Below are 22,656 nucleotides of genomic sequence, written 5' to 3'. Positions count from 1 at the left end.
GGTTACGCGAGCCGCATTACTCCGCGTACTTGAACTCCGGCATGTTCTTCAGCTCGTCCTTGCTGGCATTGAACACGGCGTGGTCCGGATACCATTTCGACGCGGACGACGTCGACGCGGTCGTCGCGGGCCTGTCGGTCCCGGTCGCCGCGCCGGTCGTGGTGCCGGCGGGCTTGGCGCCGGGGTTCGCGCCGGTGCCGGTATAGGCGACGGGCTCGTTGACGAACTTCAGCTTCTCGTAGGGCACGGCGACCAGATGCTCGCCCATGCCGAGGAAGCCGCCGACGCCGATCACGGCGATCTTGATGTCACCATTCTTGTCCATCAGCAGGTCGTTGATCGTGCCGATGTTCTCGTTGGCCTCGTTGTAGACCTTCAGGCCGTCCATCTTCGAGGTGCGCCACTGGCCGGAAGCCGTCGTGGTCGTTGCGGTGGCCGCAGGGGCCGCCTTGTCGGTGGTGGCAGCGGGCGGTGTTTGCGCGAATGCGACGGTCGCAAGCAGCGCGGTACCGGCGAGGCCGGTGACGATCGATTTCATCAACATTGTTGTCCTCTCCTTCACAGAAAACTCGTGCGGAGAAAACCGCGTTGTCCAAGCGCAGTTCCGTGCCTGCCGCAATTTCGTCGCGCCATGCGCGAACTGTTCCTGCGTCACTCAGGAACATTTTGCGGTGCACGGTTCCCCGCCAACGATCATGCGCGTTGGGGCACGGCATGACCGCGGCGAGGACCGCGCCGACCTGGCGTCGCCGAGGTCAGCTCTTGTAGTCGATCAGGAGCGCGGCGAAGCTCGCATTGCCGGTTGAGCTGCCGTTGGCGCCGTAGGACGGGTTCGACGATTGCGATTGCTGCAGCGCCTCGATGAATTGCTGGAGGACGTCGCTCACGCTCTGCCCCGTCGCGCTGCTGCTCGATGAGTCCGTCGCGGATGCGTCCGAAGCGCCGTCGCCCGGCCGCGGACCGGGCGGCGGGCCGCCCGCGCCGCCAGGCCCTCCGGTCCCCTTCGCGAAGGCGGACTGAAAGACGTTCTTCAACTCCTCGGCCTGGTCGGAGGTGAGCGTGCCGTTCGACACCTCGTTCGAGATGAGGTCGTCGAGCTTCGACTGCATCTCCTCCCTGGACGGGCGCGTACCGCCCGACCGGCCGCTCGCCCGGCTCTCCTGGAGCGCCGTGTCGATGTCGGTCAGCGCCGTCGACAGCGCGGACTGATCCGACGATGCGATCGCGCCCGTGGAGACTTGCGATTGCAATTCCCGCTGCAGCCGCTGCAGCGGCGATTGATAGCTGCCGGTGGAGGCCGCCGAAATCGAGGTCATGATGGCTCCGTGGTTCTTGCGGGAGGGTTCGTTGCGGACCACGCCACGGTAGGGTTGACGCGCTTAACGGGATCTTGCCGCCCCGCGCCCGGTCGATTGCTGTCCGTTGCGGGCAGCCGGGCAGAAACAATCCGAAACAAAAATCTTCGCCATTTGGCCCGAATTTTGATCCAACAAGGCGCATGGCCATTCCCAATCCCAACATCCTGGTCGTCGAGGACGACCGCGAAACCCGGACGCTGATTGCAAAATATCTGCGCAGCAACGCCTGCAACGTCACCGCCGTCGCCGATGGCCGCGAGATGTCGCGCGCCATGGCCGATCACCGCGTCGACCTCATCATCCTCGACGTCATGCTGCCCGGCGAGGACGGCCTCACGCTGTGCCGCAAGGTGCGCGCCGAAAGCCAGACGCCGATCATCATGCTGACCGCGCGCGCCGAGGACGTCGACCGCATCCTCGGCCTCGAGATGGGCGCAGACGATTATCTGCCGAAGCCGTTCAACCCGCGCGAGCTGCTCGCCCGCATCAACGCGGTGCTGCGCCGCCAGGCCGCCGCGCAAGCGGCGAGCTCGGTCGAGGGTGCCTCCACGCTCACCTTCGAAGGCTGGCGCATCGATCTGCGCCTGCGCGAGCTCCGCAATCCCGCAGGCGCGCGCGTCGCGGTGACCAGCGCCGAGTTCGATCTGCTCAGGACGTTCTGCGAGCGGCCCGGCCGCGTGCTGTCGCGCGACAGCCTGCTCGACCTCACGCAAGGGCGCAACACCGGCTCGTTCGAGCGCTCCATCGACGTGCTGGTCAGCCGCATCCGCCGCAAGATCGAGCCAAATCCGGCCGATCCTACCCTGATCAAGACGGTGCGCTCCGGCGGCTACTTGTTCACGCCACGAACCGAAGTCGCGAGAAGCGAGGCAGCAAGCGCTGGAGCGGGCGCAGCGCCCCTGAGCGGCTGACGGGGGACGACGATGAAGCCGTTCTCGTTCTTCCACCTCAAGAGCATCGGCAGGCAGATCGCCGCGCTGGTGCTGGCCTCGACAGTGGCACTCCATCTCGTCGTCACCACCACCTTCCTGATCGTCCGGCCGGACCGCCCCGAGGCGTCGCCGGACGGGGCGCATCAACTGGCCGATGCCGCGCTGCTGCTGGGCGCGGCGGAGGCGGGCGAGCGTCCGCGCCTCGTCGCCGATCTCGCGCGCGCCTTCCCCGGGCTCGGCATCGAGATGCTCGCGCCCGGCACGGCAAACCTCGATGAGACCGACAGACTGAATCTGCGCGGGATGCGCCATCAACTCGGCCGCGCCTACAAGACTGGAGTACTGGCGCCAGGTGGCGGCGCGCCCCGCGTCGGCGTGCAATTGCCCGACGGCACCGTGATCGCGGGCCATGTCGGTGGCAGCCCGCGGCCGTGGTTCTGGGGCGCGCCCTGGCTGATGGCGCTGATGAGCACCTTCATCTGCGTCACCGTGCTCGGCCTGTGGGCGGCGCGCGCGCTGACGCGGCCGCTGTCGTCCTTCGCCGAGGCGGCGGAGAATTTCAGCCTCGACGGCACCGCCGAGCCGCTGCCCGAGCGCGGCCCGGAGGAGATCCGCGCGGTGGCGCGCGCGCTCAACCGCATGCACGAGCGGATCGCGCGGCTGATGTCGGACCGCACGCGGATGCTGGCCGCGATCAGCCACGATCTGCGCACGCCGATCACGCGGCTGCGCCTGCGCGCCGAGTTCATCGAGGACGAAACCAACCGCAAGCGCATGCTGATGGATCTCGACCAGATGCGCGAGATGCTGGAATCGGTGCTGTCGCTCTTGCGCGACGATCGCAAGGTCGAGGCGGTGACGCTGGTCGACATCGCCAGCACGCTGCAGCTCGTCGCCGATCAGTTCGGCGACATGGGCCATGTCGTACGTTACAAGGGTCCGGCATCGGCGACCGCCGCGGCGCGGCCTGACGATCTGCATCGCGGCGTCACCAACCTGGTCGAGAACGCCGTGCGCTTCGGCACCGAGGTGACGATCCGCCTCGACGCTTCGGACACCGCGCTCGTCATCGACGTCGAGGACGACGGCCCCGGCATTTCGGATGCACGCAAGCAGGAGATGCTGGAGCCGTTCGTGCGCGGCGACGACGCGCGCACCATGGACTACTCCACCGGCTTCGGGCTCGGCCTGTCGATCGCGCGCGCGATCGCGCTCGCCCACGGCGGCGCGCTGTCGCTGCACGACCGCGCTCCGCATGGCTTGATCGTGCGGATGCAGTTGCCGGTCGCGCAGGCGGCGCGCCGCGCCGCGTGATCAAGCCGCGAGCGGCGGGTGCTCGATGGCCTCTTGCGGGAAGATCGCCACCGCCTCGAAGCGATAGTTGCAGGCGTGGCAGGTCCAGAGATAGGAGATGCGCCCCTTGCCCGGCTCGATCCAGTCCGGCTGCGCGATCGGCGTGCCGCACTGGGCGCAGGGGTTGTATCTGGGGATGTCGGTGGCGTGTGCAGTGACCAGGTCGGCTCTCGTCATGGCACCTCTCCCGATTTGCTGGCCGTTTCTTACTCGCATTCGCGCTAGCGCGAATAGACAGGCATGCTGTCGCGAGCGGGGATCATCCGCCCCCGAAGCCCGATTACGCCAGCTTTGAGTCGTAACGGCGGCACGGCACCGCAAAAACGTTAACGGCGGCGTTTGGTCACATCATCGCCGTGATCGGGTTGCTTAAGGCGGCTGGGCGCAGGCTACTCAAGGACTATCTGATGAAAATTTTACGCGTTGTCGCGCTGCTCGCGGCCGGATTGACGTTGCCGCAGGCCGCTATGGCCGGCGAAGCCGAATATGCCGAGATGGTGGCCGCCCATGCCCGCGCCAACGGCGTGCCGGAAGCGCTGGTGCATCGCGTCATCATGCGTGAAAGCCGCTATCAGCCGCACCTCGTCGGCCGCGGCGGCACCATCGGGCTGATGCAGATCAAGCTCGCGACCGCCCGCGGGGTCGGCTACACCGGCGATGCCGCGGGCCTGCGCGATCCCAACACCAACCTCACCTACGCCGTGAAGTACCTCGCCGGCGCCTATCGTGCCGCCAATGGCGATCATGCGCGAGCCGTGCGTTATTTCGCGGGCGGCTATTACTATGCTGCAAAGCGCCAGCGGCAGGAAGCCGTGCAGGTCGCCAATGCGGGCGAGACAATGGGCCAGCCCTGGCTGGAGCCAAACGGCAATCCGCAGCCGATGTTCGGCAACGTGCCGCACAGGAAGCTCGCTCAGCGCGTCCGCAACGCGCGGGCGCAGGTTCCCGCTTATTGATCTCCGTCATGGCCGGGCTTGACCCGGCCATCCACGTCTTTGCATCCACGCCAAGAACGTGGATGCCCGGGACAAGCCCGGGCATGACGAGTGTTAACGCGTTGACCACCCCGCCCGGCTGGCATACATTGGCACCGTTCCGAGGGGTGCTCCGAGGAGGAGCTGAGATACCGCTAAATGGGCAATCCTGCCAACACAGGCTGCCCAAGACCGCGGTGACCCTTTGAACCTGATCCGGGTCATGCCGGCGAAGGGACAGGGATGTTGCAGACCACCAAGCGACCGGATTCACCGGTATCCATCATCGGCGCAGGCATCGCGGGCGCCTGGCAGGCGCTGCTGTTCGCGCAGGCCGGCCACGCCGTCACCTTGCACGAGCGCGGTGACGAGGCGATGACGGATGCCACCAGCCATTGGGCCGGCGGCATGCTCGCGCCCTATTGCGAGGCCGAAATCGCCGAACCCATCATCAGCCGCCTCGGCCTGCGCTCGCTCGATCTCTGGCGGCGCGAACTGCCGGACACGCCGTTCAACGGCTCGCTGGTCGTCGCCCATCCGCGCGAGCGCAACGATTTCGAGCGCTTTGCGCGCATGACCGCGGATCACCGCCGGCTCGATGCCGCCGGCCTTGCCGCGCTCGAGCCGTCGCTGGAGGGCCGCTTCCGCGACGCGCTGTTCTTCCCGGCCGAGGGCCATGTCGAGCCGCGCCGCGTGCTGCCGAAGCTGCACGAGCGCATCAAGGCTGCCGGCGGCACCATCAGGTTCTGCAGCGACGTCAGCGCGAGCGAGCTCGCAGACCTGGATCCCAAAGGCATCGTGATCGATTGCCGCGGCATCAGCGCCCGCGACGAGCAGAGCGAGCTTCGCGGCGTCAAGGGCGAGATGATATTGATCGAGACGGACGAGGTGCGGCTGGCGCGCCCGGTACGGCTGATCCATCCGCGCTGGCCGCTCTACGTGATCCCGCGCGAGGACGGCCTGTTCATGCTGGGCGCGACCTCGATCGAGGCGGAAGACACCGGCGTCAGCGTCCGCTCCGCGCTGGAGCTTCTGGGCGCCGCCTACACCGTGCATCCGGCGTTCGGCGAGGCCCGCATCGTCGAGTTCGGCTCGGGGCTTCGGCCAGCCTTTCCCGACAATTTGCCGCGCATCGGCATTCGCGATCGCAAGATCAGCGTCAACGGCCTCTACCGCCACGGCTTCCTGATTGCGCCTGCGCTCGCTGAGCTGACGCTCGTTTTTGTCGAGCGCGGCCAGATCGACAACGAGGTAATGCAATGCGCGTGATCGTCAATGGTGAGCAGCGTGAGGTGAACGCGGCCAGCGTCGACGCCCTGCTCGCCGAGCTCGACTACGAAGGCAGCCATTTCGCCATCGCGCTCAATTACGACGTCGTGCCGAAAAGCCGCTGGGCCGAGACGAGCTTGAAGGCCGGCGACGAGATCGAGATCATCACGCCGCGGCAGGGAGGGTGAGGATGGCTCTACGTTCGTTGCACCGACGCCTGCCACACACTCCGCTGTCATCGCCCGGCTCGACCGGGCGATCCAGTACGCCGCGGCTTCACGGTTCCAGCCGCGCTGCTGCGGCGTACTGGATCCCCGCCTTCGCGAGGATGACACCTGCACTTGTGGAGACACCTGAGCCATGGTGACCTTCTACGGCAAGACCTTCGCCTCCCGCCTCCTGATCGGCAGCGCGCTCTATCCCTCGCCTGCGATCATGCAGGACGCCATCCGCGCCTCCGGTGCCAACATCGTCACGGTGTCGCTGCGGCGCGAATCCGCCGGCGGCAAGACTGGCGACGCGTTCTGGAAGCTGATCCGCGAGTTAGATGTCACCGTGCTGCCGAACACCGCGGGATGCCGCACCGTGCGCGAGGCAGTGACGACGGCCAAGCTCGCGCGCGAATTGTTCGGCACCAGCTGGATCAAGCTCGAGGTCATCGCCGACAACGACACGCTGCAGCCCGATGTCGTCGGCCTCGTCGAAGCCGCGACCATCCTGATCAAGGACGGTTTTGAAGTGTTCCCCTATTGCACGGAGGATCTCTCCGTCGCGAGCCGCCTGGTCGATGCCGGGTGCAAGGTGGTGATGCCGTGGGCCGCGCCGATCGGCAGCGCAAAGGGCATCACCAACCGCGATGCGCTCAAGCTCCTGCGCGAGCGGCTGCCCGACATCACGCTGGTAGTCGACGCCGGCTTAGGCGCGCCCTCGCACGCCGCGCAGGCGTTCGAGCTCGGCTATGACGCCGTGCTGCTCAACACCGCCATTGCCAAGGCTGCCGATCCCGTCGCGATGGCGACCGCCTTCCGCCTCGGCTGCGAGGCCGGCCGCACCGCTTACGAGGCCGGGCTGATGAACGCCCGTGATTTCGCCTCGCCCTCCACCCCTGTCGTTGGGACCCCGTTCTGGCATGCCGTATCCTGATCGCTTCTATCCCGTCGTCGACAGCCTCAAATGGGTCGAGCGCCTGACCAGGCTCGGCGTCGGCACCATCCAGCTGCGCGCCAAGGAGCTCGACGACTCCCAGGCGCTGCAGATCGTCAGCGACGCGCTGGCGATCACGAAGGGCATGCAAGCCAAGCTCGTCGTGAACGATTATTGGCGTGCGGCGATCGTGGCCGGCGCAGAATATCTGCATCTCGGCCAAGAGGACCTCGCGGAGGCCGACCTCGGCGCGATCCGCGAGGCCGGCCTCAAGCTCGGCATCTCCACCCATGACGATGCGGAGCTTGAGACGGCGCTGGCGGCGAAGCCCGATTACGTCGCGCTCGGCCCGATCTTCTTCACCACCCTGAAGTCGATGCGCTTCGAGCCGCAGGGCATTCCGAAGATCACCGAATGGAAGCAGCGCATCGGCACCATCCCGCTGGTCGCCATCGGCGGCATCAAGTTCGAGCACGCCGCGGAGATTTTTGCGGCGGGCGCGGATTCGATTGCTGTCGTGTCCGACGTCACCCAGAACCCGGACCCCGATGCCCGCGTGAAGCAATGGCTCGGCCTGTCGAAGGAAGCGGCGTGATGCTGTCCCCGCTCTCACCCCACATTCCGCCGTCATCGCCCGGCTTGACCGGGCGATCCAGTACGCCGCGCCTTCTCGGCTCTAGCCGTACCGGTGCGGAGTACTGGATCCCCGCCTTCGCGGGGATGACAGCGGTAATTGCCTCTCGCGCAGCGAAACTAACGAATTAACCGGAGGATCCCCATGAACATCCGCTCCAACCCCGATAAAACCGTCCCCGCCGTCACCACCGGCCCCCTGCCCTCCTCGCGAAAAATCTTCGCGACCCCCGACGCCGCGCCTGACATCCGCGTGCCCCTGCGCGAGATCATCCTGTCCGAAGGCGCGGGCGAGCCGAACCTGCCGGTCTACGACACGTCCGGCCCCTACACCGACCCCTCCGTCACCATCGACGTCAACGCCGGCCTGCCCCGCAATCGCAAGCAATGGGTGCTGGAGCGCGGCGGCGTCGAGGAATATGAGGGCCGGCAGATCAAGCCTGAGGACAATGGCAGCGTCTCCACCGACAAGGCCGCGCGCGCCTTCTCGGCCTATCACAAGCCGCTGCGCGGCCTCGATGGCCACAAGATCACCCAGCTCGAATTCGCCCGCGCCGGCATCATCACCAAGGAAATGATCTACGTCGCCGAGCGCGAGAATCTCGGGCGCAAGGCCCAGCTCGAGCGCGCCGAAGCCGCGCTCGCCGACGGCGAAAGTTTTGGCGCCGCGGTGCCCGCCTTCATCACCCCGGAATTCGTGCGCTCGGAGATCGCGCGCGGCCGCGCCATCATTCCCTGCAACATCAACCACTCAGAGCTCGAGCCGATGATCATCGGCCGCAACTTCCTGACCAAGATCAATGCCAATATTGGCAACTCCGCGGTGACCTCATCGGTCGAGGAAGAGGTCGAGAAGATGGTGTGGGCGATCCGCTGGGGCGCCGACACCGTGATGGACCTCTCGACCGGCCGCAACATCCACACCACGCGCGAGTGGATCCTGCGCAACTCGCCGGTGCCGATCGGCACCGTGCCGATCTACCAGGCGCTTGAGAAGTGCAACGGCGATCCGGTCAAGCTGACCTGGGAGCTCTACAAGGACACGCTGATCGAGCAGTGCGAGCAGGGCGTCGACTATTTCACCATCCACGCCGGCGTGCGCCTGCAATACATCCACCTCACCGCCAGCCGCGTCACCGGCATCGTCAGCCGCGGCGGCTCGATCATGGCGAAGTGGTGCCTGGCGCATCACAAGGAGAGCTTCCTCTACACCCATTTCGACGAGATCTGCGACTTGATGCGCAAATACGACGTCTCGTTCTCGCTCGGCGACGGCCTGCGTCCCGGCTCGATCGCCGACGCCAACGACCGCGCGCAGTTCGCCGAGCTGGAGACGCTCGGCGAATTGACGAAGATCGCGTGGGACAAGGGCTGCCAGGTCATGATCGAGGGCCCCGGCCACGTGCCGATGCACAAGATCAAGATCAACATGGACAAGCAGCTGAAAGAGTGCGGCGAAGCGCCGTTCTACACGCTGGGGCCGCTGACCACCGACATCGCGCCGGGCTACGACCACATCACCTCAGGCATCGGCGCGGCCATGATCGGCTGGTTCGGCTGCGCCATGCTCTGCTACGTCACGCCGAAGGAGCATCTGGGGCTACCCGACCGTAACGACGTCAAGACCGGCGTCATCACCTACAAGATCGCCGCCCACGCCGCCGACCTCGCCAAGGGCCACCCCGCCGCGCAACTGCGCGACGACGCCCTCTCCCGCGCGCGGTTCGAATTCCGCTGGACCGACCAGTTCAACCTCGGCCTCGATCCGGATACCGCGAAGAACTTCCACGACGAGACCCTGCCGAAAGAAGCCCACAAGGTCGCCCATTTCTGCTCGATGTGCGGCCCGAAATTCTGCTCGATGAAGATCACGCAGGACGTGCGGGATTACGCCGCGACGCTTAACGATCCGAACTCGGTGGGCATGTCGATGAGCGGCACCGCCGAGGACGGCATGGCCAGGATGAGCGCGAAGTTCAAGGAGATGGGCGAGAGCTTGTATCTGGATGCGGAGAAGGTGAAGGAGAGTAATCGGGTGCTGTGAAATACAAGCATGCCAGGGCGGGGGCAGCTAGCCTCTTAGCTGATCCTCGCCCGACAGCTATTTCACAACTTCTCTTGCTTCAACTTCGAGCATCCTATCGACATGCTCACTAAGATAACTCCGAACATCGTTTATGTGCTCTTTCTCAACGATCATATTCAGTGCGTAGCTGCCATCTCTTAACTCCTTCCAAGCAAGGCTATGAGTGAATGGTAGCTGCTGGACGAGAGAAGAGATTAGCTTTCGCTTCGACGGGCTCAATTTTGGAAACTCCCATTCGACCACATCGAGATGAGGCGTCGATTTATTTCGCAACGCTGCCTCTGGTATTGACCGATCAAGGCGCTGCACTAACGAGCGCAAACTTTTTATTTCTTCGAGAATGAATTCCTGTCCTGAAACTTCCTTCTTGTCCAATTTGGCAACCGTAAACTCGCCGAAATTTTTCAAAAAGGTGGTGTAGTTAGCATCGGCCGCAGCTCTCTGGAAGGTTCCTCTTATTTTGTCAGCCAATTTCTGTTTAAACTCAACAATCTGGCTGTAACGCAGATCACGCGGATAGGTCACGTGTTCGATCGGCGACGTGTCAAACGAATAGGTCGTCTTATCATCCTTTACGATGATCGTCGGCTTATCGAACGCCAGCCTCATGCCAAGCTCAAACATCACGTTTGGATTCTTGCCGCTCACGTCACAGACCACGATTGGATTGTCATACAGATTCTGAATGATCCGCTTTTGGATAATCCCAATGTCGTCCGCGTTGCTTACAAGGTTCGGACTAAAGCCGGCTGTCTCGATTGCATCTGATAATATAAGCAGCACCTCTGCCCAATGAGCTTCGGACAGACCATCAATCGCTGAGATTGGCATAACCAGTCCGCATACTTCCCTAGCTGTAGAATCTGGCATCAGTCCCCCTCTCAACTTGATCGGCAAACTAAAGCATAGCGCAACCTGCACCCCGGTAGCCATAAGCACTTCGGCGCAAGTAAAGCGCGAGCACGCATATTTCGGCCAATCGAACTTACAAGACCCACAACGGACGTTTGACTTGTCACACCGCCTCCCCGACCTCCTCCGCCCCGACCTCCGCCTCATCTTCGTCGGCACCGCCGCCTCGACGCGCTCGGCCGAGCTCGGGCACTATTACGCCCATCCCGGCAACCGCTTCTGGCGCGCGATCCATGAGGCCGGGATCACGCCGCGGCGCTATCAGCCAGGCGAGTTTGCGTCGTTGATCAAACTCGGGATCGGCTTCACCGATCTCTGCAAGACGGGCGCCGGGATGGATCACCAGATCGCGGCGGAGACGATCGACGTGCCGGGCTTCAGGGCGAAGATGGACAAGTACCGGCCGCGGACGGTTGCGTTCACGAGCAAGAAGGCGGCGAGCTTGTTTTACGCCAGGTCGTCGGCTGCGATTGCGCTGGGGCGGCAGCCGTCGGATGGAAGCTGGCCGGAGACATTCGTGCTCCCGTCGCCCTCGGGTGCTGCCTCCGGGCATTGGACGATCGAGCCGTGGCGCGAGCTGGCGGCGTGGATCGCTGCGTAGGGTGGGTTAGACGCGCGGCGGCGCAAAGCGGCCGCCGCGGGGCGTAACCTACCGCTTCTGCTGCCGCGGACGCCCAAGCGCCGGGTTGCGCCAGGGACTGTGCTTCGCGCAGCCCCGGGGCTAACCAACCTACGAGAACTTCACTTCAACGAACGATATTCGTGATGGAGCGGGCGATGGCCTGCACATCGATCTCGGCGGATGGCCCTCCTTCGACAGTGATCGCTTTGAAGTTTCTCAGCTGGTCCGGCACATCGGCCGTCGATCGCAGGATCGGAATGATCGGCCTGTCCGACTTCTGCGCCAGCTGCAATTCATAGCTTGTGAAGCTGTTCGACAGCATCGCGGAATCGGCGTTGGGGAGCAGGAACACGGTGGCATCGCTCTGGGCAATCTTTTCCGAAATCCAGTCCCGGAGATTGACGCCTGAGGGAATGTCGACGTCGACGTCGACGTCAACGTGATTGCGCTTCAATTCCTTTGCGACAGCGCCTGCGAGCCGAGCGTCCGAGCTGGTATAAGAGAGGAATACCCGCGGCTGGCGTTCGCCGGGCTCGATGGCAAGCGACACAAACTCGTCGGTCTCGGCCGCAGCCATCTCCTCCTTTGACGGCGCCGACCGGCCGAGACGCAGCCAGTGGCTCAGCGCGAGGTTCTGCCCGTTGTCCATGCGGACAGCTGCCTGAATCCGAAATTCACCCCAGCCACTGCTCTCCAGGCGAAAGTTATTCGCGCGATCCGTCACGCGTACCTCGGACGGCGAGAACGTCGGGTGAAGTTTCCAGACCACCTCCTCGACGGCGGCGATCTCCTCTGGGGATCCTTCGAGCCAGACCGACCACTGCCAGTACGCGGATTCGATTGGTTCGGAATGCTGGGCAATCTTGAGGCTCGTCATCACACGCTCGCCAGCTCGATGTGAACCCACTGCGGGGACTCGACCGAATTCCACCTTGGGAGGGCTCCCTCGAGAAGCTGAACCTCAATGGAGTCATCCGCCTTGACGCCCGGCACGACGAGAAACACGCCGCCCGGCTTTCGCGCCGCCCGCCCGTCGATCCACGGACTCGGTGCCACTGCGTTGGGACGGACGAGCCTGTACTGGCACTTCGCATTGCCGCTGGCCGCGAAGATGGCGGCCTCCTTCGGCACAAGCCTGATCTCGAGAGCCCGCCCCGCTTGCGTCCGCCAGTAACCAATCGTTTCAGAGAGACGGACAAGGGCTTCCGCGGGCGTCGCCCGATCGAGCTTGATATGCTCATTCTGCGCATACGGCCCGTTCAAACGGACACCATCTTCGATGATGGCGATGGCGAGCTGATTCCTGGTCCGCGCCGCTACATACTCGCCCGCCACCCATTGGGTCGGCATCCAATAGCTTTCCGCAGGCGGAGGGGCCTGCACCTGCAGCTCTCGCGTCATCAGCGCGATCAGAGCGTCGCATTCCTGAATGCGGGCCAGGACTTCCGGAGTGAGATCCTGTCCGCCAAGAATTTCTCCGCTGACAGGCACGATGCCATGGCTGCGAATGAGCCGGTCAACGTCCCTGACCAGTTGCTCGTTGCGATCCCGAAATGAAAAGGCGACAAAAATCTTGTTCACGTCAAATCCCCGCATTGATTGACGGAGAGAGAAAAAATACTCCACTACTTAAACGCGATCAGAATGTTCGGATTCCGATCCACCGTCAAGGCCGTTGTCTGGCCAACCGCGGGGGCAATTGTCGCTGCGACGCCCTGCATTCCAGGCCCGCCAGATAGAGGATCCCACCCATGCTGACGCTCTACTCCTACCCAAAGCTCTTCGGCGTCGCCGACAACAACGGCTACGGCCTCAAGGTCTACGCCTTGCTCAAGCTCGCGGGCGTGCCGTTCGTGCATGAGCACGTCTTCGATGCCTCCGCCCCGCCGGCGCAAGGCTTCGTGCACGGCGCGGCGCCGACGAGCGTTGACGCAGGCATCTACGGCTTCATCGCCAACATCTACTATTTTCCGATCCCGACGCCGCTCGAGGCCTTCGTCGATGCGCACGCAAACCTCGTCGCGCATTGCGAGCGGGTGCATGCGATGGTGAGTAACAACTAGATTGCTCCGTCATTGCGAGCGCAGCGACTTGTCCGCCGAAGCCTCGGCGAAGGCGGAAGCAATCCAGAATCTTGTCGCGGTGACAGTCTGGATTGCTTCGTCGCAAGTGCTCCTCGCAATGACGATGTGTAGCGCCGTCTTTTACCGCATCGTGATCGCAAGCCCGCTGAGATCGGCGTTCGCCATCAACCCGACCTGGTGCCCCGTCAGTTCCAGCACCGCGCCCTTTTGGTTGCTCAGCACGATGGCGCGGGCGCCGCGGCCGACGGCTAGGCCGGCGCCGGCAGCGCCGTAGACGCCGGCAACATCCGACGGCCGGTTGATGTTGGAAACGCGGCCGCGCAGCACGGTCTTCGATCCCCCGAACACCAGGCCGTAGTCGAGGCCGCCGGTGGAGAGGGCGTACGAGCGGCCGCGGAAGTTCAGCACGCCCGAGCCGCCGGAACCGCCGATGATCCAGCCGGCCTTGTAGATCGTCAGCGTCACGAAGCCGCTGTCGGCGCGCGCGCTCGTCGAGAGGCCAGCCAGGGCGAGGATGGCGAGGCACGCGGCGCGGAGGGTGGATGCGAGCTTCATGGGTGTCTCCGGAGATTTTTTTGGGGGAGGATTCGAATCAGACGGAGCGAATGTACCTGATCGATCGGGGCGGCAACATGATGGAAGGGGAACCTCCGCAAGTACGGCGGCGGCGAGACTCGCGGAAGGTCCTCATGCGGCGAGCGCAGCGAAGCAATCCAGAATCCCTCCGCGGCGGCAGCCTGGATTGCTTCGTCGCAAGGGCTCCTCGCAATGACGGAGCGAATGGCCTGTTCTCTCACCACGCGCAGACCGCACGCGGGAGAGGCGAAGACCACCTTCGCCAGCATGCCATACTACCCCTGTTTTGCCCGACGGAGCAACCGGCGGCTTCGCCTTTCACGAATTCTGAAAAACGTCAATGATTTCCGCACCAGCCCTGCTGTGCATGGGGTTGTTTTCGCACTTTCGTTTTGCGAGGCTCTCGCCGGCCGCTACGCTGAGCCCCTCCGCCCCGGTCCCTGAGGTGATCCATGCCGATCCAGCATTTCGCGCCCCCGCCGCACGTCAAGGCGCCGCCGCTGTCCTTTGCGACGCGGGTTGGCGACCTCCTGTTCCTCTCCGGCATTCCCGGCTTCGATGCATCAGGCGCGCTGCCCGACGGCTTCGAGGCGCAGTTCGCCAACGTCGTCGTCAACATCCGCCGCGTGCTCGACGAGGCCGGCGCCACCTTCCGCGATCTCGTCAAGGTCAACGTGCTCCTGACCCGCGCCTCGGACGTTGCCGCCATGAACGCGCTCTATGCCGGCGCCTTCGGCCCGCCGCCGTACCCGGCACGCACCACCTGCGTGGTGCAGGCCCTGCCCGATCCGAAGATGCTGATCGAGATCGAAGCGGTCGCTTCGCTCGCCAAGTGAGCACCAAGTGAGAGCCAAGTGAGAGCCAGTGTGAGCCGAGCAAGCTGCCTGTGGCCCATCGGGCACGCAGCCAAACCAAATGCTTGGGGCAAGCCTGACATGTCCGTGAACGGCGGCTCCCCCGCTTGCAAAGACCGTGCTTTTACCGCACGAATTTTTCCGGTCCCATGTCCCACAAGGAGATAGTTCATGCGTCGCCTTCTCGCGCTCAGTGCCGTTGCCGGCATCGCCTCTTCCGTGTTCGCCGTGCCGGCCTCGGCCGCGGTCGGCTATTACGTGATCCGCTGGGACAACACCGGCATCTGCCAGGTCTGGAACGAGGACCTGAAGTACAAGCCGTTCCAGTTCGGGGTGTCGACCTACAAGGTCGTCAGCAAGCCGCTCCCGACCTTCCAGCAGGCCTCGGACCTGCAGATCAAGATGCGCGCCGAGAAGAAGTGCACGCTCTGAACCGGACGCGAGCATCGCATTGAAGGGCGGGTCGCGCGGGCGATCCGCCCTTTTGCTTTGCGCCGGCCTGAAGCGTTTCGCCGGCCGAAATCGCGCATCTCCAGCGCACATTGTTTGAACCTCGGCGGCGGGTGGAACTACTCACATCTTGTCCGGGGCGCCTGCCAAGCGCTTCCCGCACCGCCCTCCCCGTCATTGTCGGGAGGCACATCACATCATTCATTTGAGGAGCTGATCATGCGTCGTATTTCCATGCTGTGCGCTGCCGCCGGTCTTGCCGTCACCGCGTTCGTCGCCGCAAGCCCGGCCGAAGCCAGCTATCATCTGATCCGCTGGCAGGACACCGGCTTCTGCCAGATCTGGGACGAGAGCATTCCGACCACGCCGTGGCCGGCCGGCTACCAGCGCGCCAGCGCCAGCGTGCCGACCTTCGTCGATGCGCTGATGGTCAAGGACGCCGCGCTGAAGAGCGGCAGCTGCAAGTGGTAAGGTAATCGATCGGCGGACGATGAACCGGGCAAGGACGCAAGCGTCCTTGCCCGTTTTTCTTTTCGAAGGCCCGAGACGTTCACGCGTCCTTGTGTGCGCCGGGATGGATCAGGATGTCGCGCGCGGCGGCGAGGTCGATGAAGGCTTCGGCGCTGCCGCCCTGGTCGGGATGCAGGCCCTTGGCGGCGCGGCGATAGGCCTGGTTAATGTCCTCGCAGGTGAGCTGCACCGAAAGCGGCAGGCCGAGCATCTTGCGGGCGCGGTCCTCGCTGGAGAGCTTCTTCGGCGCGGCGTTGCGACGGCCGAAGCGCGGCGCGGTCAGATCGTGCACGACCTCGAGCACTACGCCGAGACGGCGCTGGGCCGCCGCCGTCACGCTGTGATCGTCATTGTCGACGGCCTGGCGCAGCACCGGCAGCGCCTGCTCGGCGGCCTGGCGCAGCGTGACGTCGCTGCTCATCCGCGCGATCTCGGCCACCAGCCGGCCGGCCTCGGCCCATTCCGGCGCTTGCGCCGACCGCAGGCGTTCCAGAGCGAGTTTCCAGGTTTCGAGCCGTTCCATCATGCGCGCAACGTTTAGCAATCGAGATCAGTATGCCAAGGCCGCCGTTTCCGACCCCTTAATTTCGCGTTAGCGTTTCGTGAAACTTCGAAACGAAAACGGGAGGAAACTGCCATGGCGCTGCTCGCAAACCACATCGCCGTCGTCACCGGCGCCGGTTCCGGAATTGGCCGGGCGATCGCCGCCGGCTATGCGCGCGAGGGCGCGCAAGTCGTGCTGCTCGACGTCAACGCCGAGACGGCGGCGGAGGCGGCGCAGGAGATCCGGACAGCGGGCGGCAAGGCCGAGAGCTTTGCGCTTGATGTGACCAGGCGTGAGGATTGCTTCGCGCTCGCCAAACAGGTCGCGGACAAGATCGGGCAGGTCTCGATCCTCGTCAACAATGCCGGCATCACCCGCCGCAACGCCTTCACCGCGGAGACCGAGACGGTGGCGAAGGACTGGAACGACATCATCTCGCTCAACCTCAACGGCGTCTTCAACGTGACGCAGGCGTTCCTCGCGCCCTTGCGCGCCAGCAAAGGCCGCATCGTCAATATCGGCTCGATCCAGTCCTTCGTGCATCTGCGCACGCCGAGCTCGGCGGCCTACACCACTTCGAAACACGGCTTGCTCGGCTTCACCAAGGCGCTCGCGGTCGAGCTCGGCAAGGAAGGCGTGCGCGTCAATGCGATCGGCCCCGGCTTCATCGAGACCAACCTCAACGCCAATGCGCGCGCGACCAATCCGGCGCTGGTGCAGGCTTTCATCGATCACACCCCGCTGGCGCGCACCGGCAAGCCCGAGGACATCGTCGGCCCCGCGGTGTTCCTCGCCTCCGATCTGTCGGCCTATGTCACCGGAACCATCGTGATGGTGGACGGCGGCTATCGCACGGTGTGAGGCGAGGCTCGCGCCAATCGCGGCCGCATCTGGGCATTCTCAAGATCAATTCGGTGCAGCCCCTCCAATTAACCTTTCATTAACCAAACCCGACCACCGTAGACCTACGGCTTGGGGGTCGTTGGTTCTCGATCCGCTTCCGACGATGGAAGCGGGCGTTGATCGGGAGGTGTGGTGATGACCACTGTTCATGTCGCCGCGTCCGGGCCGGACGCACAATTCCTTGCCCCGAACCAGATCGTTCCGCTTCTAATCGGTGCCACCGTCGACGAGGTCGAGCGTGAGCTCGTGCTCCAGACGCTGGCGCGCTGCGACGGCAACCGCACGCGCGCCTCGCGCGTGCTCGGCCTTTCGGTGCGCACGCTGCGCAACAAGATCAGGCTCTATGCCGCCTCCGGCATCGACGTGCCCGCCTGTCAGGATTAGCGCACGACATTAATCGGCCCGCGACGGCGCGCTACAATGATGTTGATCAAGCCTGGCACGATGCGCGGGCAGAATTGCTGCTGTCGTCAAACGCCGCTAAGTAGCTTGCTCCAGGTGAAGGGAGCGACTGCGTGGCAGACGACCAGGGACGACGGCCGGGGCCTCAGGGTCCTCGTGGGCGGCAAGGCGAGCCGGGACGGCCGGGGCCACAGGGTCATCCGGGCCGTCGCGGCCCGGATGGCGCACGCGGCAAGCCCGGGCCGCAGGGCAAGCCGGGCCCGGTCGGGAAGGCCGGACCGGCCGGCAAGCCTGGTCCGCAAGGCAAGCAGGGCGAAGCCGGTCCGCGTGGGCCGGCCGGCGCACCGGGACCTGCCGGGCCGCAGGGGCCGGCGGGACCGCAAGGCCCGCGCGGCGAGCCGGGTCCGCCCGGCCAATTGCCGTCGATCGAGCAGGTGCTGCCGTGGCTCGACCAGCTCTTCGACGCCTGGGACGAACGCCGCCGCCAGCGCGAACGCGAAGCCGCCGAGCGCGAAGCGCTCGAAGCCGCCGTCCAGGAGAGCGACGAGGCAATCGTCGACGGCGAGAGCGATGGCAGCGACGATCACAGGAAGAAAAGGAAAAAGAAAAAGCACGGCAAGGAATAGCCGACGAGTCTAGTCGGGCCGATCCTCGCGCCGCGGCAGCATGCCCATGCGCTCGAACTGCCAGCGCATGGCGCGATACCAGAGATAGCCGACCGCCGCGCCGCACAGCGCGAGGATGATCACATTCGCGCTCGAGAACGAGCCGCTCCACCACATCATCCACGCGGTCCACAGCAGCGTGAAGACGATGGCACCTGCTTTCAAGGGAAGAAGGGGGTGGCTCATGTCGTGCTCCGGGCGATCAAAACCCCGGCCGCCACCATCGCAAGCCGAGGCAGCCGATACCGTGAGCCAGATCACGGAGCACGCGGCCTGAGCTCACGTACCGAAACGCAGCCGCGAACGCTCTTTCGCCTTTTCCGCCTCAATCTCGCGGTCGCGCGCCGGCGCGTTCGTATGCAGCGAGGTCAGGAGCTTTCGCGCGACATCGGAGACCTCGGCCACCGCACGTTCGAACGCCGCCTCGTTGGCCTGCGACGGCTTGTTGAAACCCGACAGCTTTCGCACGAATTGCAGCGCGCTGGCGTGGATCTCATGCTCGCTCGCCGGCGGCTCGAAGTTGAACAGCGTCTTGATGTTGCGGCACATGCGGTCTCTCCCGAGTTTCCATAAAGACGATCGGCCGAGCTGAAATCCTACAACCTTCCGCATACTTCTGCTAAGTTCCGTCCCAACGTGGCCGCTAACGACGAGCCGCACTGGGGAGGAAAACATGAAGCTGTTTTGCACGGCGCTGTCGGCCGTCCTGCTGTCGTTTTCGATATCGGCGATGGCTGCCGACTACCCCACCCCCACGCAGGGCGACTGGATCGCCAAAGATTTCAAGTTCCACACCGGCGAAGTCATGCCTGAGCTGAAGCTGCACTATACCACCGTCGGCGAGCCTTCCGGCCTCCCGGTGCTGGTGTTGCACGGCACGGGCGGCTCGGGCACCGGCATGCTGGGGCCCTCCTTCGGTGGTGAGCTGTTCGGCCCGGGGCAACCGCTCGATGCCGCCAAATATTACATCATCATTCCCGACAATATCGGCCACGGCCAATCGTCGAAGCCCTCCGACGGGATGAAGACGAGCTTTCCGAAATACAATTACGAGGACATGGTCGAGGCGCAATATCGCCTGGTGACGGAAGGCCTCGGTGTCAAGCATCTGCGGCTGGTGATTGGCAATTCAATGGGCGGCATGCACACCTGGTTGTGGGGCGAGAAATATCCGAAGGCGATGGATGCGCTGATCCCGATGGCCTCGCAGCCGACCGAGATGGCCTCGCGCAACTGGATGATGCGGCGGATCATGCTCGACACCATCCGCAACGATCCCGACTACAATGGCGGCAATTACAGCAGCCAGCCGCGCATGATGAAATATGCCGTCACGGCCTACGGCATCGCCAGCATCGGCGGAACGCTGGCCTATCAATCGCAGGCGCCGACCGCGGCCAAGGCCGACAAGATGGTCGACGACCGGCTCGCGACGCCGATCACGGCCGATGCCAACGACTTTATCTACCAGTGGGAGTCCTCACACGATTACAATGCGAGCGAGAAGCTGGAGGCAATCGAGGCTTCGTTGCTGCTGATCAATTCCGCCGACGACGAGCGCAACCCGCCCGAGACTGGCCTCACGGAGGCCGCAATGAAGCGCGTCAAGAACGGCCGCCTCTATTTGATCCCCGCGAGCACCGAGACGCGCGGCCACGGCACCACCGGCAATGCAAAGTTCTACAGCGAGCAGGTCAGGCAATTGCTACAGACCGCGCCGCAGCGGACGATGTAGTACTTGCAGCACGACGATATGTCGAAAGCCCGCTTTCGCAAGGCTGCACTCGCGCTTCCCGGTGTCATCGAGGGCGCGCATCACGGCCATGCCGACTTCCGCGTCGGCAAGCGCGTGTTCGCGACGATCGGCTATCCCGATGACACATGGGGTATGGTGAAGCTGACGCCGGACCAGCAGGCCATGCTCGTCGATGCGGAGCCGGCGATGTTTCGGCCCGTGCCCGGCGCCTGGGGCAAGAACGGCAGCACGAATGTGAAGCTGGCGAAGGTCGATCAGGTGACGCTGCGAAGCGCGCTCGAAATGGCCTGGCGCAATGCCGCGCCAAAATCGCTCCTCGCCGCGATCGAGGCGCCATAGCGAAGGTCATGCCGCAACGCATCATGCGCCGCGCCTCTCGCGCGCATATTATTTGAGCATGCAATGCGCTGACAGCTCGGGCTTAATCGCATCAACGATACGAATCGGAATGCGGCGGAGGATCGCATGCGAAGGCTCGCAATGTGCGTTTGGCTGATCGCGGCGACGGCACTGGCAAACGTTGCGTTCGCGCGCGACAATGGCCAATACGATCACGTCCCGCCCGACATCCGCGCCTGGTTCAAGAGCGTGATTGCGCCGAACGGCGTGCCCTGCTGCGACATCTCCGACGGGCATCGCACCGAATACGACGTGCGCAATGGCGCCTATTGGGTGCCGATCGAGGGACAATGGATGGAGGTGCCCGGACGCGCCATCATCCGCGACCAGGGCAATCCGGTCGGCCAGGCGGTGGTGTGGTACGTCCACCACCGCGGCTCCATCGTCATCAGCTGCTTCGTGCCGGCGGATGCGGTGTAACGCGCCTTGGTGATTTCCATTGGCTGACGACGGCCCGATCGGGTAGCTTGAAGCCAAGCTGAAGTGGAGGCACGCCGTTGACCGATCTTAGCGCCGAAGACCTCGCCACCATCTATGCCAAGCCGAGCCCGCGCGTGATCGCGAAGGCACGGCCCGCGATCGATGCGCATGCGAGGAAATTCATCGAGATGTCGCCATTCTGCGTGCTCGCGACGTCGGGAGCGGACGGCAGCGTCGACGCTTCGCCGCGCGGCGGCGGCATCGGCTTCGTCCGCGTCGCCGGCCCCAACCAGTTGCTGATGCCCGACCGCTCCGGCAACAACCGCATCGACAGTTTCCGCAACGTGGTCGAAGGCTCAGGCTTCGTGCATTTGCTGTTCTTCGTTCCGGGCATCGACGAGACGCTGCGCGTCGGCGGACGTGGCACGCTGTCGGCCGAGCCGGATCTGCTCGCCTCGATGGAGGAATTCGGCAAGCCGCCGCGCGCGGTGCTGAATGTCGCGGTCAGCGAGGTCTATTTCCATTGCGGCAAGGCGCTGATGCGCTCGAAGCTGTGGTCGTCGGAGAAGATGCCGCGCTCGGTGATGCCGAGCATCGTCACGGTCATTCACGACCAGACCGGCCTCGGCGAGCCGGCGAGCCATGAGGCCGTGGAAGAGCTCTACAAGACGCAGCTGTAGCCGAGCGGTTCCGCAAAACGAAGCGTCGTGCGGAACACGTGGATGGCCGGGCTTTCGCCTCGCCGAAGCGGCTTCGGCCGCGCAGGCGGGTCAAGCCCGGTCATGGCGATGGAGGTAGCCGGGGCCCGAGTTTAGTGCCCGTCGCCCTCGAGCCCGCCGACATGCTTCTGGGTGTAGAGCTCAAGGCCGATGCGGCCGATCAGATCGAGCTGGGTCTCGAGGAAGTCGATGTGGTGCTCCTCGTCGCTCATCAGCTTCTCGAACAGGTCGCGTGTGACATAGTCCTTGGCGCTGTGACAGTAGGTCGCCGCTTCCTGATAGAGTGCCCGCGCGCTCATCTCGGCGGCGAGATCGCACTCGATGATTTCCTTGACGTTCTGGCCGATGCGAAGGGGGTCCAGCACCTGCATATTCGGAAAGCCGTCGAAGAACAGGATCCGCTCGGTGAGCTTGTCGGCGTGCTCCATCTCCTCGATGGATTCCTTGCGCCAGACCTTGGCCATGTCCAACAGTCCCCAATTGTCGAGGAAGCGGTAATGCAGCCAATACTGATTGATCGCAGTCAGTTCATGACGCAGCGCCTTGTTGAGATAGTCGATGACCTTTGCGTCGCCCTGCATGGTTCACTCCAGCTCTTGCAGTCCAAATCGGTCCCAAACCGAGTTTAGAACGTTTCTAAATCACTTTGCGAGCGAGAGCAACCGGCTACGGGAACCCAGCCGGGGAAAAGCTCAGCCGGAGTTGCGGAGTTTTCAGCAAGCCGCGAGGGCGAACTCGGCGGGTTCGGCGGTCTCGTCGTTGGCGGCCACGGTGTGGCTATGCGGGCAGCCGGCGCAGCAAGACTGCGCACAGGGGCCAAGCGCTTCGTCGATGATGCTCTTGATCGTCCGGGCGCAGCGGCCGCATTCTGCGCTGCAGCCGAGACAGCCATAGACCTGTTTGGCATGCCGCACGGCGTCGTCGGACTCGGCGACGGCGGCGCGGATATCATCATCGCTCAGCACGTTACAGGAACAAACGATCATGGAAGCGGCAGGCCCTTCGGTGATGTGCCATCATCGATATTTAACAGGCCCGCCGGATGCAAAAGGAAAAACCGGTATTTGAAGCTATTCCAAACTGGCCTGATCC

The 22,656-nt window shown here is 64.3% G+C and carries 32 protein-coding genes and 1 riboswitch; of the genes, 20 read left to right on the top strand and 12 right to left on the bottom strand.

What is annotated here, in order from left to right:
- Nucleotides 1–16: 16 nt before the first annotated feature.
- The gene (locus tag AC24YW_RS30345; protein ID WP_487486149.1) at nt 17–544 is read right to left on the bottom strand and encodes a PRC-barrel domain-containing protein; all 528 of its coding nucleotides are present in this window, start codon (nt 542–544) and stop codon (nt 17–19) included.
- Nucleotides 545–755: 211 nt separating this feature from the next.
- The gene (locus tag AC24YW_RS30340) at nt 756–1,316 is read right to left on the bottom strand and encodes a hypothetical protein (RefSeq protein ID WP_487486148.1); all 561 of its coding nucleotides are present in this window, start codon (nt 1,314–1,316) and stop codon (nt 756–758) included.
- Nucleotides 1,317–1,498: 182 nt separating this feature from the next.
- On the opposite strand from AC24YW_RS30340, the gene AC24YW_RS30335 reads away from it, so the two are divergent.
- Nucleotides 1,499–2,269 carry a response regulator gene (locus AC24YW_RS30335; protein WP_487486147.1) on the top strand — a complete coding sequence of 257 codons (771 nt, stop codon included), beginning with the start codon at nt 1,499–1,501 and terminating at the stop codon, nt 2,267–2,269.
- Nucleotides 2,270–2,281: 12 nt separating this feature from the next.
- Complete coding sequence (locus tag AC24YW_RS30330; protein WP_487486146.1) at nt 2,282–3,604, top strand: ATP-binding protein; 1,323 nt, start codon at nt 2,282–2,284, stop codon at nt 3,602–3,604.
- On the opposite strand, the gene AC24YW_RS30325 is transcribed toward AC24YW_RS30330, so the two are convergent.
- A complete protein-coding gene (locus AC24YW_RS30325) occupies nt 3,605–3,820 on the bottom strand; it encodes a hypothetical protein (RefSeq protein WP_487486145.1) in 216 nt (71 codons plus the stop codon). It abuts the gene before it with no gap.
- 230 nt (nt 3,821–4,050) lie between these two features.
- On the opposite strand from AC24YW_RS30325, the gene AC24YW_RS30320 reads away from it, so the two are divergent.
- The 6 genes from AC24YW_RS30320 (at nt 4,051) to thiC (ending at nt 9,706) form a co-directional block, all read left to right on the top strand.
- A complete protein-coding gene (locus AC24YW_RS30320) occupies nt 4,051–4,599 on the top strand; it encodes a transglycosylase SLT domain-containing protein (protein ID WP_487486144.1) in 549 nt (182 codons plus the stop codon).
- A 132-nt stretch (nt 4,600–4,731) separates the two neighbouring features.
- A riboswitch (TPP riboswitch) is annotated at nt 4,732–4,873 on the top strand.
- On the top strand, nt 4,861–5,886 hold the full coding sequence (locus AC24YW_RS30315; protein WP_487486143.1) for an FAD-dependent oxidoreductase: 1,026 nt from the start codon (nt 4,861–4,863) through the stop codon (nt 5,884–5,886). (Overlaps the previous riboswitch by 13 nt.)
- Nucleotides 5,877–6,074, top strand: coding sequence for a sulfur carrier protein ThiS (thiS, locus tag AC24YW_RS30310; RefSeq protein WP_487486142.1), 198 nt, complete (start codon nt 5,877–5,879; stop codon nt 6,072–6,074). Before AC24YW_RS30315 ends, thiS begins: the two co-directional genes overlap by 10 nt.
- Before the next feature lie 172 nt (nt 6,075–6,246).
- Nucleotides 6,247–7,029, top strand: a complete 783-nt coding sequence (locus AC24YW_RS30305; protein WP_487486141.1) for a thiazole synthase — start codon at nt 6,247–6,249, stop codon at nt 7,027–7,029.
- Nucleotides 7,016–7,624 (top strand): thiamine phosphate synthase, encoded by a 609-nt coding sequence (locus tag AC24YW_RS30300; RefSeq protein WP_487486140.1) that lies wholly within the window; start codon nt 7,016–7,018, stop codon nt 7,622–7,624. Before AC24YW_RS30305 ends, AC24YW_RS30300 begins: the two co-directional genes overlap by 14 nt.
- Nucleotides 7,625–7,807: 183 nt before the next feature.
- Nucleotides 7,808–9,706, top strand: a complete 1,899-nt coding sequence (gene thiC / locus AC24YW_RS30295) for a phosphomethylpyrimidine synthase ThiC (protein WP_487486139.1) — start codon at nt 7,808–7,810, stop codon at nt 9,704–9,706.
- A gap of 57 nt (nt 9,707–9,763) precedes the next feature.
- Here the strand turns inward: thiC and AC24YW_RS30290 are convergent, their stop codons facing one another.
- Entirely contained in the window at nt 9,764–10,618 is an 855-nt protein-coding gene (locus AC24YW_RS30290; RefSeq protein WP_487486138.1) for a hypothetical protein, read from the bottom strand.
- A gap of 142 nt (nt 10,619–10,760) precedes the next feature.
- On the opposite strand from AC24YW_RS30290, the gene AC24YW_RS30285 reads away from it, so the two are divergent.
- Entirely contained in the window at nt 10,761–11,261 is a 501-nt protein-coding gene (locus tag AC24YW_RS30285) for a mismatch-specific DNA-glycosylase (RefSeq protein WP_487486137.1), read from the top strand.
- Nucleotides 11,262–11,406: 145 nt separating this feature from the next.
- On the opposite strand, the gene AC24YW_RS30280 is transcribed toward AC24YW_RS30285, so the two are convergent.
- Nucleotides 11,407–12,159, bottom strand: a complete 753-nt coding sequence (locus AC24YW_RS30280) for a pYEATS domain-containing protein (RefSeq protein ID WP_487486136.1) — start codon at nt 12,157–12,159, stop codon at nt 11,407–11,409.
- The gene (locus AC24YW_RS30275) at nt 12,159–12,863 is read right to left on the bottom strand and encodes a hypothetical protein (protein WP_487486135.1); all 705 of its coding nucleotides are present in this window, start codon (nt 12,861–12,863) and stop codon (nt 12,159–12,161) included. Before AC24YW_RS30275 ends, AC24YW_RS30280 begins: the two co-directional genes overlap by 1 nt.
- A 170-nt stretch (nt 12,864–13,033) precedes the next feature.
- Between AC24YW_RS30275 and AC24YW_RS30270 the strand changes: the two genes are divergently transcribed.
- On the top strand, nt 13,034–13,345 hold the full coding sequence (locus AC24YW_RS30270; protein WP_487486134.1) for a glutathione S-transferase C-terminal domain-containing protein: 312 nt from the start codon (nt 13,034–13,036) through the stop codon (nt 13,343–13,345).
- Nucleotides 13,346–13,486: 141 nt separating this feature from the next.
- Here AC24YW_RS30270 and AC24YW_RS30265 read toward each other — a convergent pair whose 3' ends face one another.
- Complete coding sequence (locus tag AC24YW_RS30265; RefSeq protein ID WP_487486133.1) at nt 13,487–13,921, bottom strand: hypothetical protein; 435 nt, start codon at nt 13,919–13,921, stop codon at nt 13,487–13,489.
- 473 nt (nt 13,922–14,394) lie between these two features.
- Between AC24YW_RS30265 and AC24YW_RS30260 the strand changes: the two genes are divergently transcribed.
- The 3 genes from AC24YW_RS30260 to AC24YW_RS30250 all read left to right on the top strand — a co-directional run bounded on the left by AC24YW_RS30260 (nt 14,395) and on the right by AC24YW_RS30250 (nt 15,717).
- Nucleotides 14,395–14,778 (top strand): RidA family protein, encoded by a 384-nt coding sequence (locus tag AC24YW_RS30260; protein ID WP_487486132.1) that lies wholly within the window; start codon nt 14,395–14,397, stop codon nt 14,776–14,778.
- 189 nt (nt 14,779–14,967) lie between these two features.
- The gene (locus AC24YW_RS30255; RefSeq protein ID WP_487486131.1) at nt 14,968–15,228 is read left to right on the top strand and encodes a hypothetical protein; all 261 of its coding nucleotides are present in this window, start codon (nt 14,968–14,970) and stop codon (nt 15,226–15,228) included.
- Nucleotides 15,229–15,465: 237 nt separating this feature from the next.
- Nucleotides 15,466–15,717: a hypothetical protein gene (locus AC24YW_RS30250; protein WP_487486130.1), complete on the top strand. Its 252-nt coding sequence runs from the start codon at nt 15,466–15,468 to the stop codon at nt 15,715–15,717.
- Nucleotides 15,718–15,796: 79 nt separating this feature from the next.
- On the opposite strand, the gene AC24YW_RS30245 is transcribed toward AC24YW_RS30250, so the two are convergent.
- Nucleotides 15,797–16,282, bottom strand: a complete 486-nt coding sequence (locus AC24YW_RS30245; protein ID WP_487486129.1) for a J domain-containing protein — start codon at nt 16,280–16,282, stop codon at nt 15,797–15,799.
- A gap of 111 nt (nt 16,283–16,393) precedes the next feature.
- Between AC24YW_RS30245 and AC24YW_RS30240 the strand changes: the two genes are divergently transcribed.
- From AC24YW_RS30240 to AC24YW_RS30230, 3 genes are all read left to right on the top strand, one after another.
- Nucleotides 16,394–17,161 carry an SDR family NAD(P)-dependent oxidoreductase gene (locus AC24YW_RS30240; protein WP_487486128.1) on the top strand — a complete coding sequence of 256 codons (768 nt, stop codon included), beginning with the start codon at nt 16,394–16,396 and terminating at the stop codon, nt 17,159–17,161.
- A 177-nt stretch (nt 17,162–17,338) separates the two neighbouring features.
- The gene (locus AC24YW_RS30235; RefSeq protein WP_157281651.1) at nt 17,339–17,587 is read left to right on the top strand and encodes a helix-turn-helix domain-containing protein; all 249 of its coding nucleotides are present in this window, start codon (nt 17,339–17,341) and stop codon (nt 17,585–17,587) included.
- 131 nt (nt 17,588–17,718) lie between these two features.
- The gene (locus AC24YW_RS30230) at nt 17,719–18,231 is read left to right on the top strand and encodes a collagen-like protein (protein WP_487486127.1); all 513 of its coding nucleotides are present in this window, start codon (nt 17,719–17,721) and stop codon (nt 18,229–18,231) included.
- 9 nt (nt 18,232–18,240) lie between these two features.
- Here AC24YW_RS30230 and AC24YW_RS30225 read toward each other — a convergent pair whose 3' ends face one another.
- Complete coding sequence (locus AC24YW_RS30225; RefSeq protein WP_157281653.1) at nt 18,241–18,456, bottom strand: hypothetical protein; 216 nt, start codon at nt 18,454–18,456, stop codon at nt 18,241–18,243.
- 93 nt (nt 18,457–18,549) lie between these two features.
- Nucleotides 18,550–18,819 carry a DUF2277 domain-containing protein gene (locus tag AC24YW_RS30220; RefSeq protein WP_487486126.1) on the bottom strand — a complete coding sequence of 90 codons (270 nt, stop codon included), beginning with the start codon at nt 18,817–18,819 and terminating at the stop codon, nt 18,550–18,552.
- Between the two features lie 124 nt (nt 18,820–18,943).
- Between AC24YW_RS30220 and AC24YW_RS30215 the strand changes: the two genes are divergently transcribed.
- From AC24YW_RS30215 to AC24YW_RS30200, 4 genes are all read left to right on the top strand, one after another.
- Nucleotides 18,944–20,005, top strand: a complete 1,062-nt coding sequence (locus tag AC24YW_RS30215) for an alpha/beta fold hydrolase (RefSeq protein WP_487486125.1) — start codon at nt 18,944–18,946, stop codon at nt 20,003–20,005.
- A gap of 18 nt (nt 20,006–20,023) precedes the next feature.
- Nucleotides 20,024–20,365: an MmcQ/YjbR family DNA-binding protein gene (locus AC24YW_RS30210; protein ID WP_487486124.1), complete on the top strand. Its 342-nt coding sequence runs from the start codon at nt 20,024–20,026 to the stop codon at nt 20,363–20,365.
- A 126-nt stretch (nt 20,366–20,491) separates the two neighbouring features.
- The gene (locus AC24YW_RS30205) at nt 20,492–20,845 is read left to right on the top strand and encodes a hypothetical protein (RefSeq protein ID WP_487486123.1); all 354 of its coding nucleotides are present in this window, start codon (nt 20,492–20,494) and stop codon (nt 20,843–20,845) included.
- Nucleotides 20,846–20,922: 77 nt separating this feature from the next.
- Nucleotides 20,923–21,525 carry an MSMEG_1061 family FMN-dependent PPOX-type flavoprotein gene (locus tag AC24YW_RS30200; RefSeq protein ID WP_487486122.1) on the top strand — a complete coding sequence of 201 codons (603 nt, stop codon included), beginning with the start codon at nt 20,923–20,925 and terminating at the stop codon, nt 21,523–21,525.
- A 131-nt stretch (nt 21,526–21,656) separates the two neighbouring features.
- Here the strand turns inward: AC24YW_RS30200 and bfr are convergent, their stop codons facing one another.
- Both bfr and AC24YW_RS30190 read right to left on the bottom strand, forming a co-directional pair.
- Nucleotides 21,657–22,145: a bacterioferritin gene (gene bfr / locus AC24YW_RS30195; protein WP_487486121.1), complete on the bottom strand. Its 489-nt coding sequence runs from the start codon at nt 22,143–22,145 to the stop codon at nt 21,657–21,659.
- A gap of 132 nt (nt 22,146–22,277) precedes the next feature.
- Nucleotides 22,278–22,550 carry a (2Fe-2S)-binding protein gene (locus AC24YW_RS30190; protein WP_036013202.1) on the bottom strand — a complete coding sequence of 91 codons (273 nt, stop codon included), beginning with the start codon at nt 22,548–22,550 and terminating at the stop codon, nt 22,278–22,280.
- Between the last annotated feature and the right edge of the window lie 106 nt (nt 22,551–22,656).

The sequence above is a fragment of the Bradyrhizobium sp. USDA3516 genome (genome assembly GCF_057651995.1).
This window is presented reverse-complemented; position numbering and strand designations above follow the sequence as displayed.

Bases quoted from the DNA above. Each gene is read 5' to 3' on its own strand.
- AC24YW_RS30235 (WP_157281651.1), top strand. From the start codon at position 17,339: ATGACCACTGTTCATGTCGCCGCGTCCGGGCCGGACGCACAATTCCTT.
- AC24YW_RS30190 (WP_036013202.1), bottom strand. From the start codon at position 22,550: ATGATCGTTTGTTCCTGTAACGTGCTGAGCGATGATGATATCCGCGCC.
- AC24YW_RS30255 (WP_487486131.1), top strand. From the start codon at position 14,968: ATGCGTCGCCTTCTCGCGCTCAGTGCCGTTGCCGGCATCGCCTCTTCC.
- AC24YW_RS30205 (WP_487486123.1), top strand. From the start codon at position 20,492: ATGCGAAGGCTCGCAATGTGCGTTTGGCTGATCGCGGCGACGGCACTG.
- AC24YW_RS30345 (WP_487486149.1), bottom strand. From the start codon at position 544: ATGTTGATGAAATCGATCGTCACCGGCCTCGCCGGTACCGCGCTGCTT.
- thiC (WP_487486139.1), top strand. From the start codon at position 7,808: ATGAACATCCGCTCCAACCCCGATAAAACCGTCCCCGCCGTCACCACC.
- AC24YW_RS30320 (WP_487486144.1), top strand. From the start codon at position 4,051: ATGAAAATTTTACGCGTTGTCGCGCTGCTCGCGGCCGGATTGACGTTG.
- AC24YW_RS30260 (WP_487486132.1), top strand. From the start codon at position 14,395: ATGCCGATCCAGCATTTCGCGCCCCCGCCGCACGTCAAGGCGCCGCCG.
- AC24YW_RS30215 (WP_487486125.1), top strand. From the start codon at position 18,944: ATGAAGCTGTTTTGCACGGCGCTGTCGGCCGTCCTGCTGTCGTTTTCG.
- AC24YW_RS30245 (WP_487486129.1), bottom strand. From the start codon at position 16,282: ATGATGGAACGGCTCGAAACCTGGAAACTCGCTCTGGAACGCCTGCGG.
- AC24YW_RS30250 (WP_487486130.1), top strand. From the start codon at position 15,466: ATGCGTCGTATTTCCATGCTGTGCGCTGCCGCCGGTCTTGCCGTCACC.
- AC24YW_RS30280 (WP_487486136.1), bottom strand. From the start codon at position 12,159: ATGACGAGCCTCAAGATTGCCCAGCATTCCGAACCAATCGAATCCGCG.
- AC24YW_RS30265 (WP_487486133.1), bottom strand. From the start codon at position 13,921: ATGAAGCTCGCATCCACCCTCCGCGCCGCGTGCCTCGCCATCCTCGCC.
- AC24YW_RS30330 (WP_487486146.1), top strand. From the start codon at position 2,282: ATGAAGCCGTTCTCGTTCTTCCACCTCAAGAGCATCGGCAGGCAGATC.
- bfr (WP_487486121.1), bottom strand. From the start codon at position 22,145: ATGCAGGGCGACGCAAAGGTCATCGACTATCTCAACAAGGCGCTGCGT.
- AC24YW_RS30290 (WP_487486138.1), bottom strand. From the start codon at position 10,618: ATGCCAGATTCTACAGCTAGGGAAGTATGCGGACTGGTTATGCCAATC.
- AC24YW_RS30220 (WP_487486126.1), bottom strand. From the start codon at position 18,819: ATGTGCCGCAACATCAAGACGCTGTTCAACTTCGAGCCGCCGGCGAGC.
- AC24YW_RS30335 (WP_487486147.1), top strand. From the start codon at position 1,499: ATGGCCATTCCCAATCCCAACATCCTGGTCGTCGAGGACGACCGCGAA.
- AC24YW_RS30305 (WP_487486141.1), top strand. From the start codon at position 6,247: ATGGTGACCTTCTACGGCAAGACCTTCGCCTCCCGCCTCCTGATCGGC.
- thiS (WP_487486142.1), top strand. From the start codon at position 5,877: ATGCGCGTGATCGTCAATGGTGAGCAGCGTGAGGTGAACGCGGCCAGC.
- AC24YW_RS30340 (WP_487486148.1), bottom strand. From the start codon at position 1,316: ATGACCTCGATTTCGGCGGCCTCCACCGGCAGCTATCAATCGCCGCTG.
- AC24YW_RS30300 (WP_487486140.1), top strand. From the start codon at position 7,016: ATGCCGTATCCTGATCGCTTCTATCCCGTCGTCGACAGCCTCAAATGG.
- AC24YW_RS30270 (WP_487486134.1), top strand. From the start codon at position 13,034: ATGCTGACGCTCTACTCCTACCCAAAGCTCTTCGGCGTCGCCGACAAC.
- AC24YW_RS30325 (WP_487486145.1), bottom strand. From the start codon at position 3,820: ATGACGAGAGCCGACCTGGTCACTGCACACGCCACCGACATCCCCAGA.
- AC24YW_RS30210 (WP_487486124.1), top strand. From the start codon at position 20,024: ATGTCGAAAGCCCGCTTTCGCAAGGCTGCACTCGCGCTTCCCGGTGTC.
- AC24YW_RS30225 (WP_157281653.1), bottom strand. From the start codon at position 18,456: ATGAGCCACCCCCTTCTTCCCTTGAAAGCAGGTGCCATCGTCTTCACG.
- AC24YW_RS30315 (WP_487486143.1), top strand. From the start codon at position 4,861: ATGTTGCAGACCACCAAGCGACCGGATTCACCGGTATCCATCATCGGC.
- AC24YW_RS30240 (WP_487486128.1), top strand. From the start codon at position 16,394: ATGGCGCTGCTCGCAAACCACATCGCCGTCGTCACCGGCGCCGGTTCC.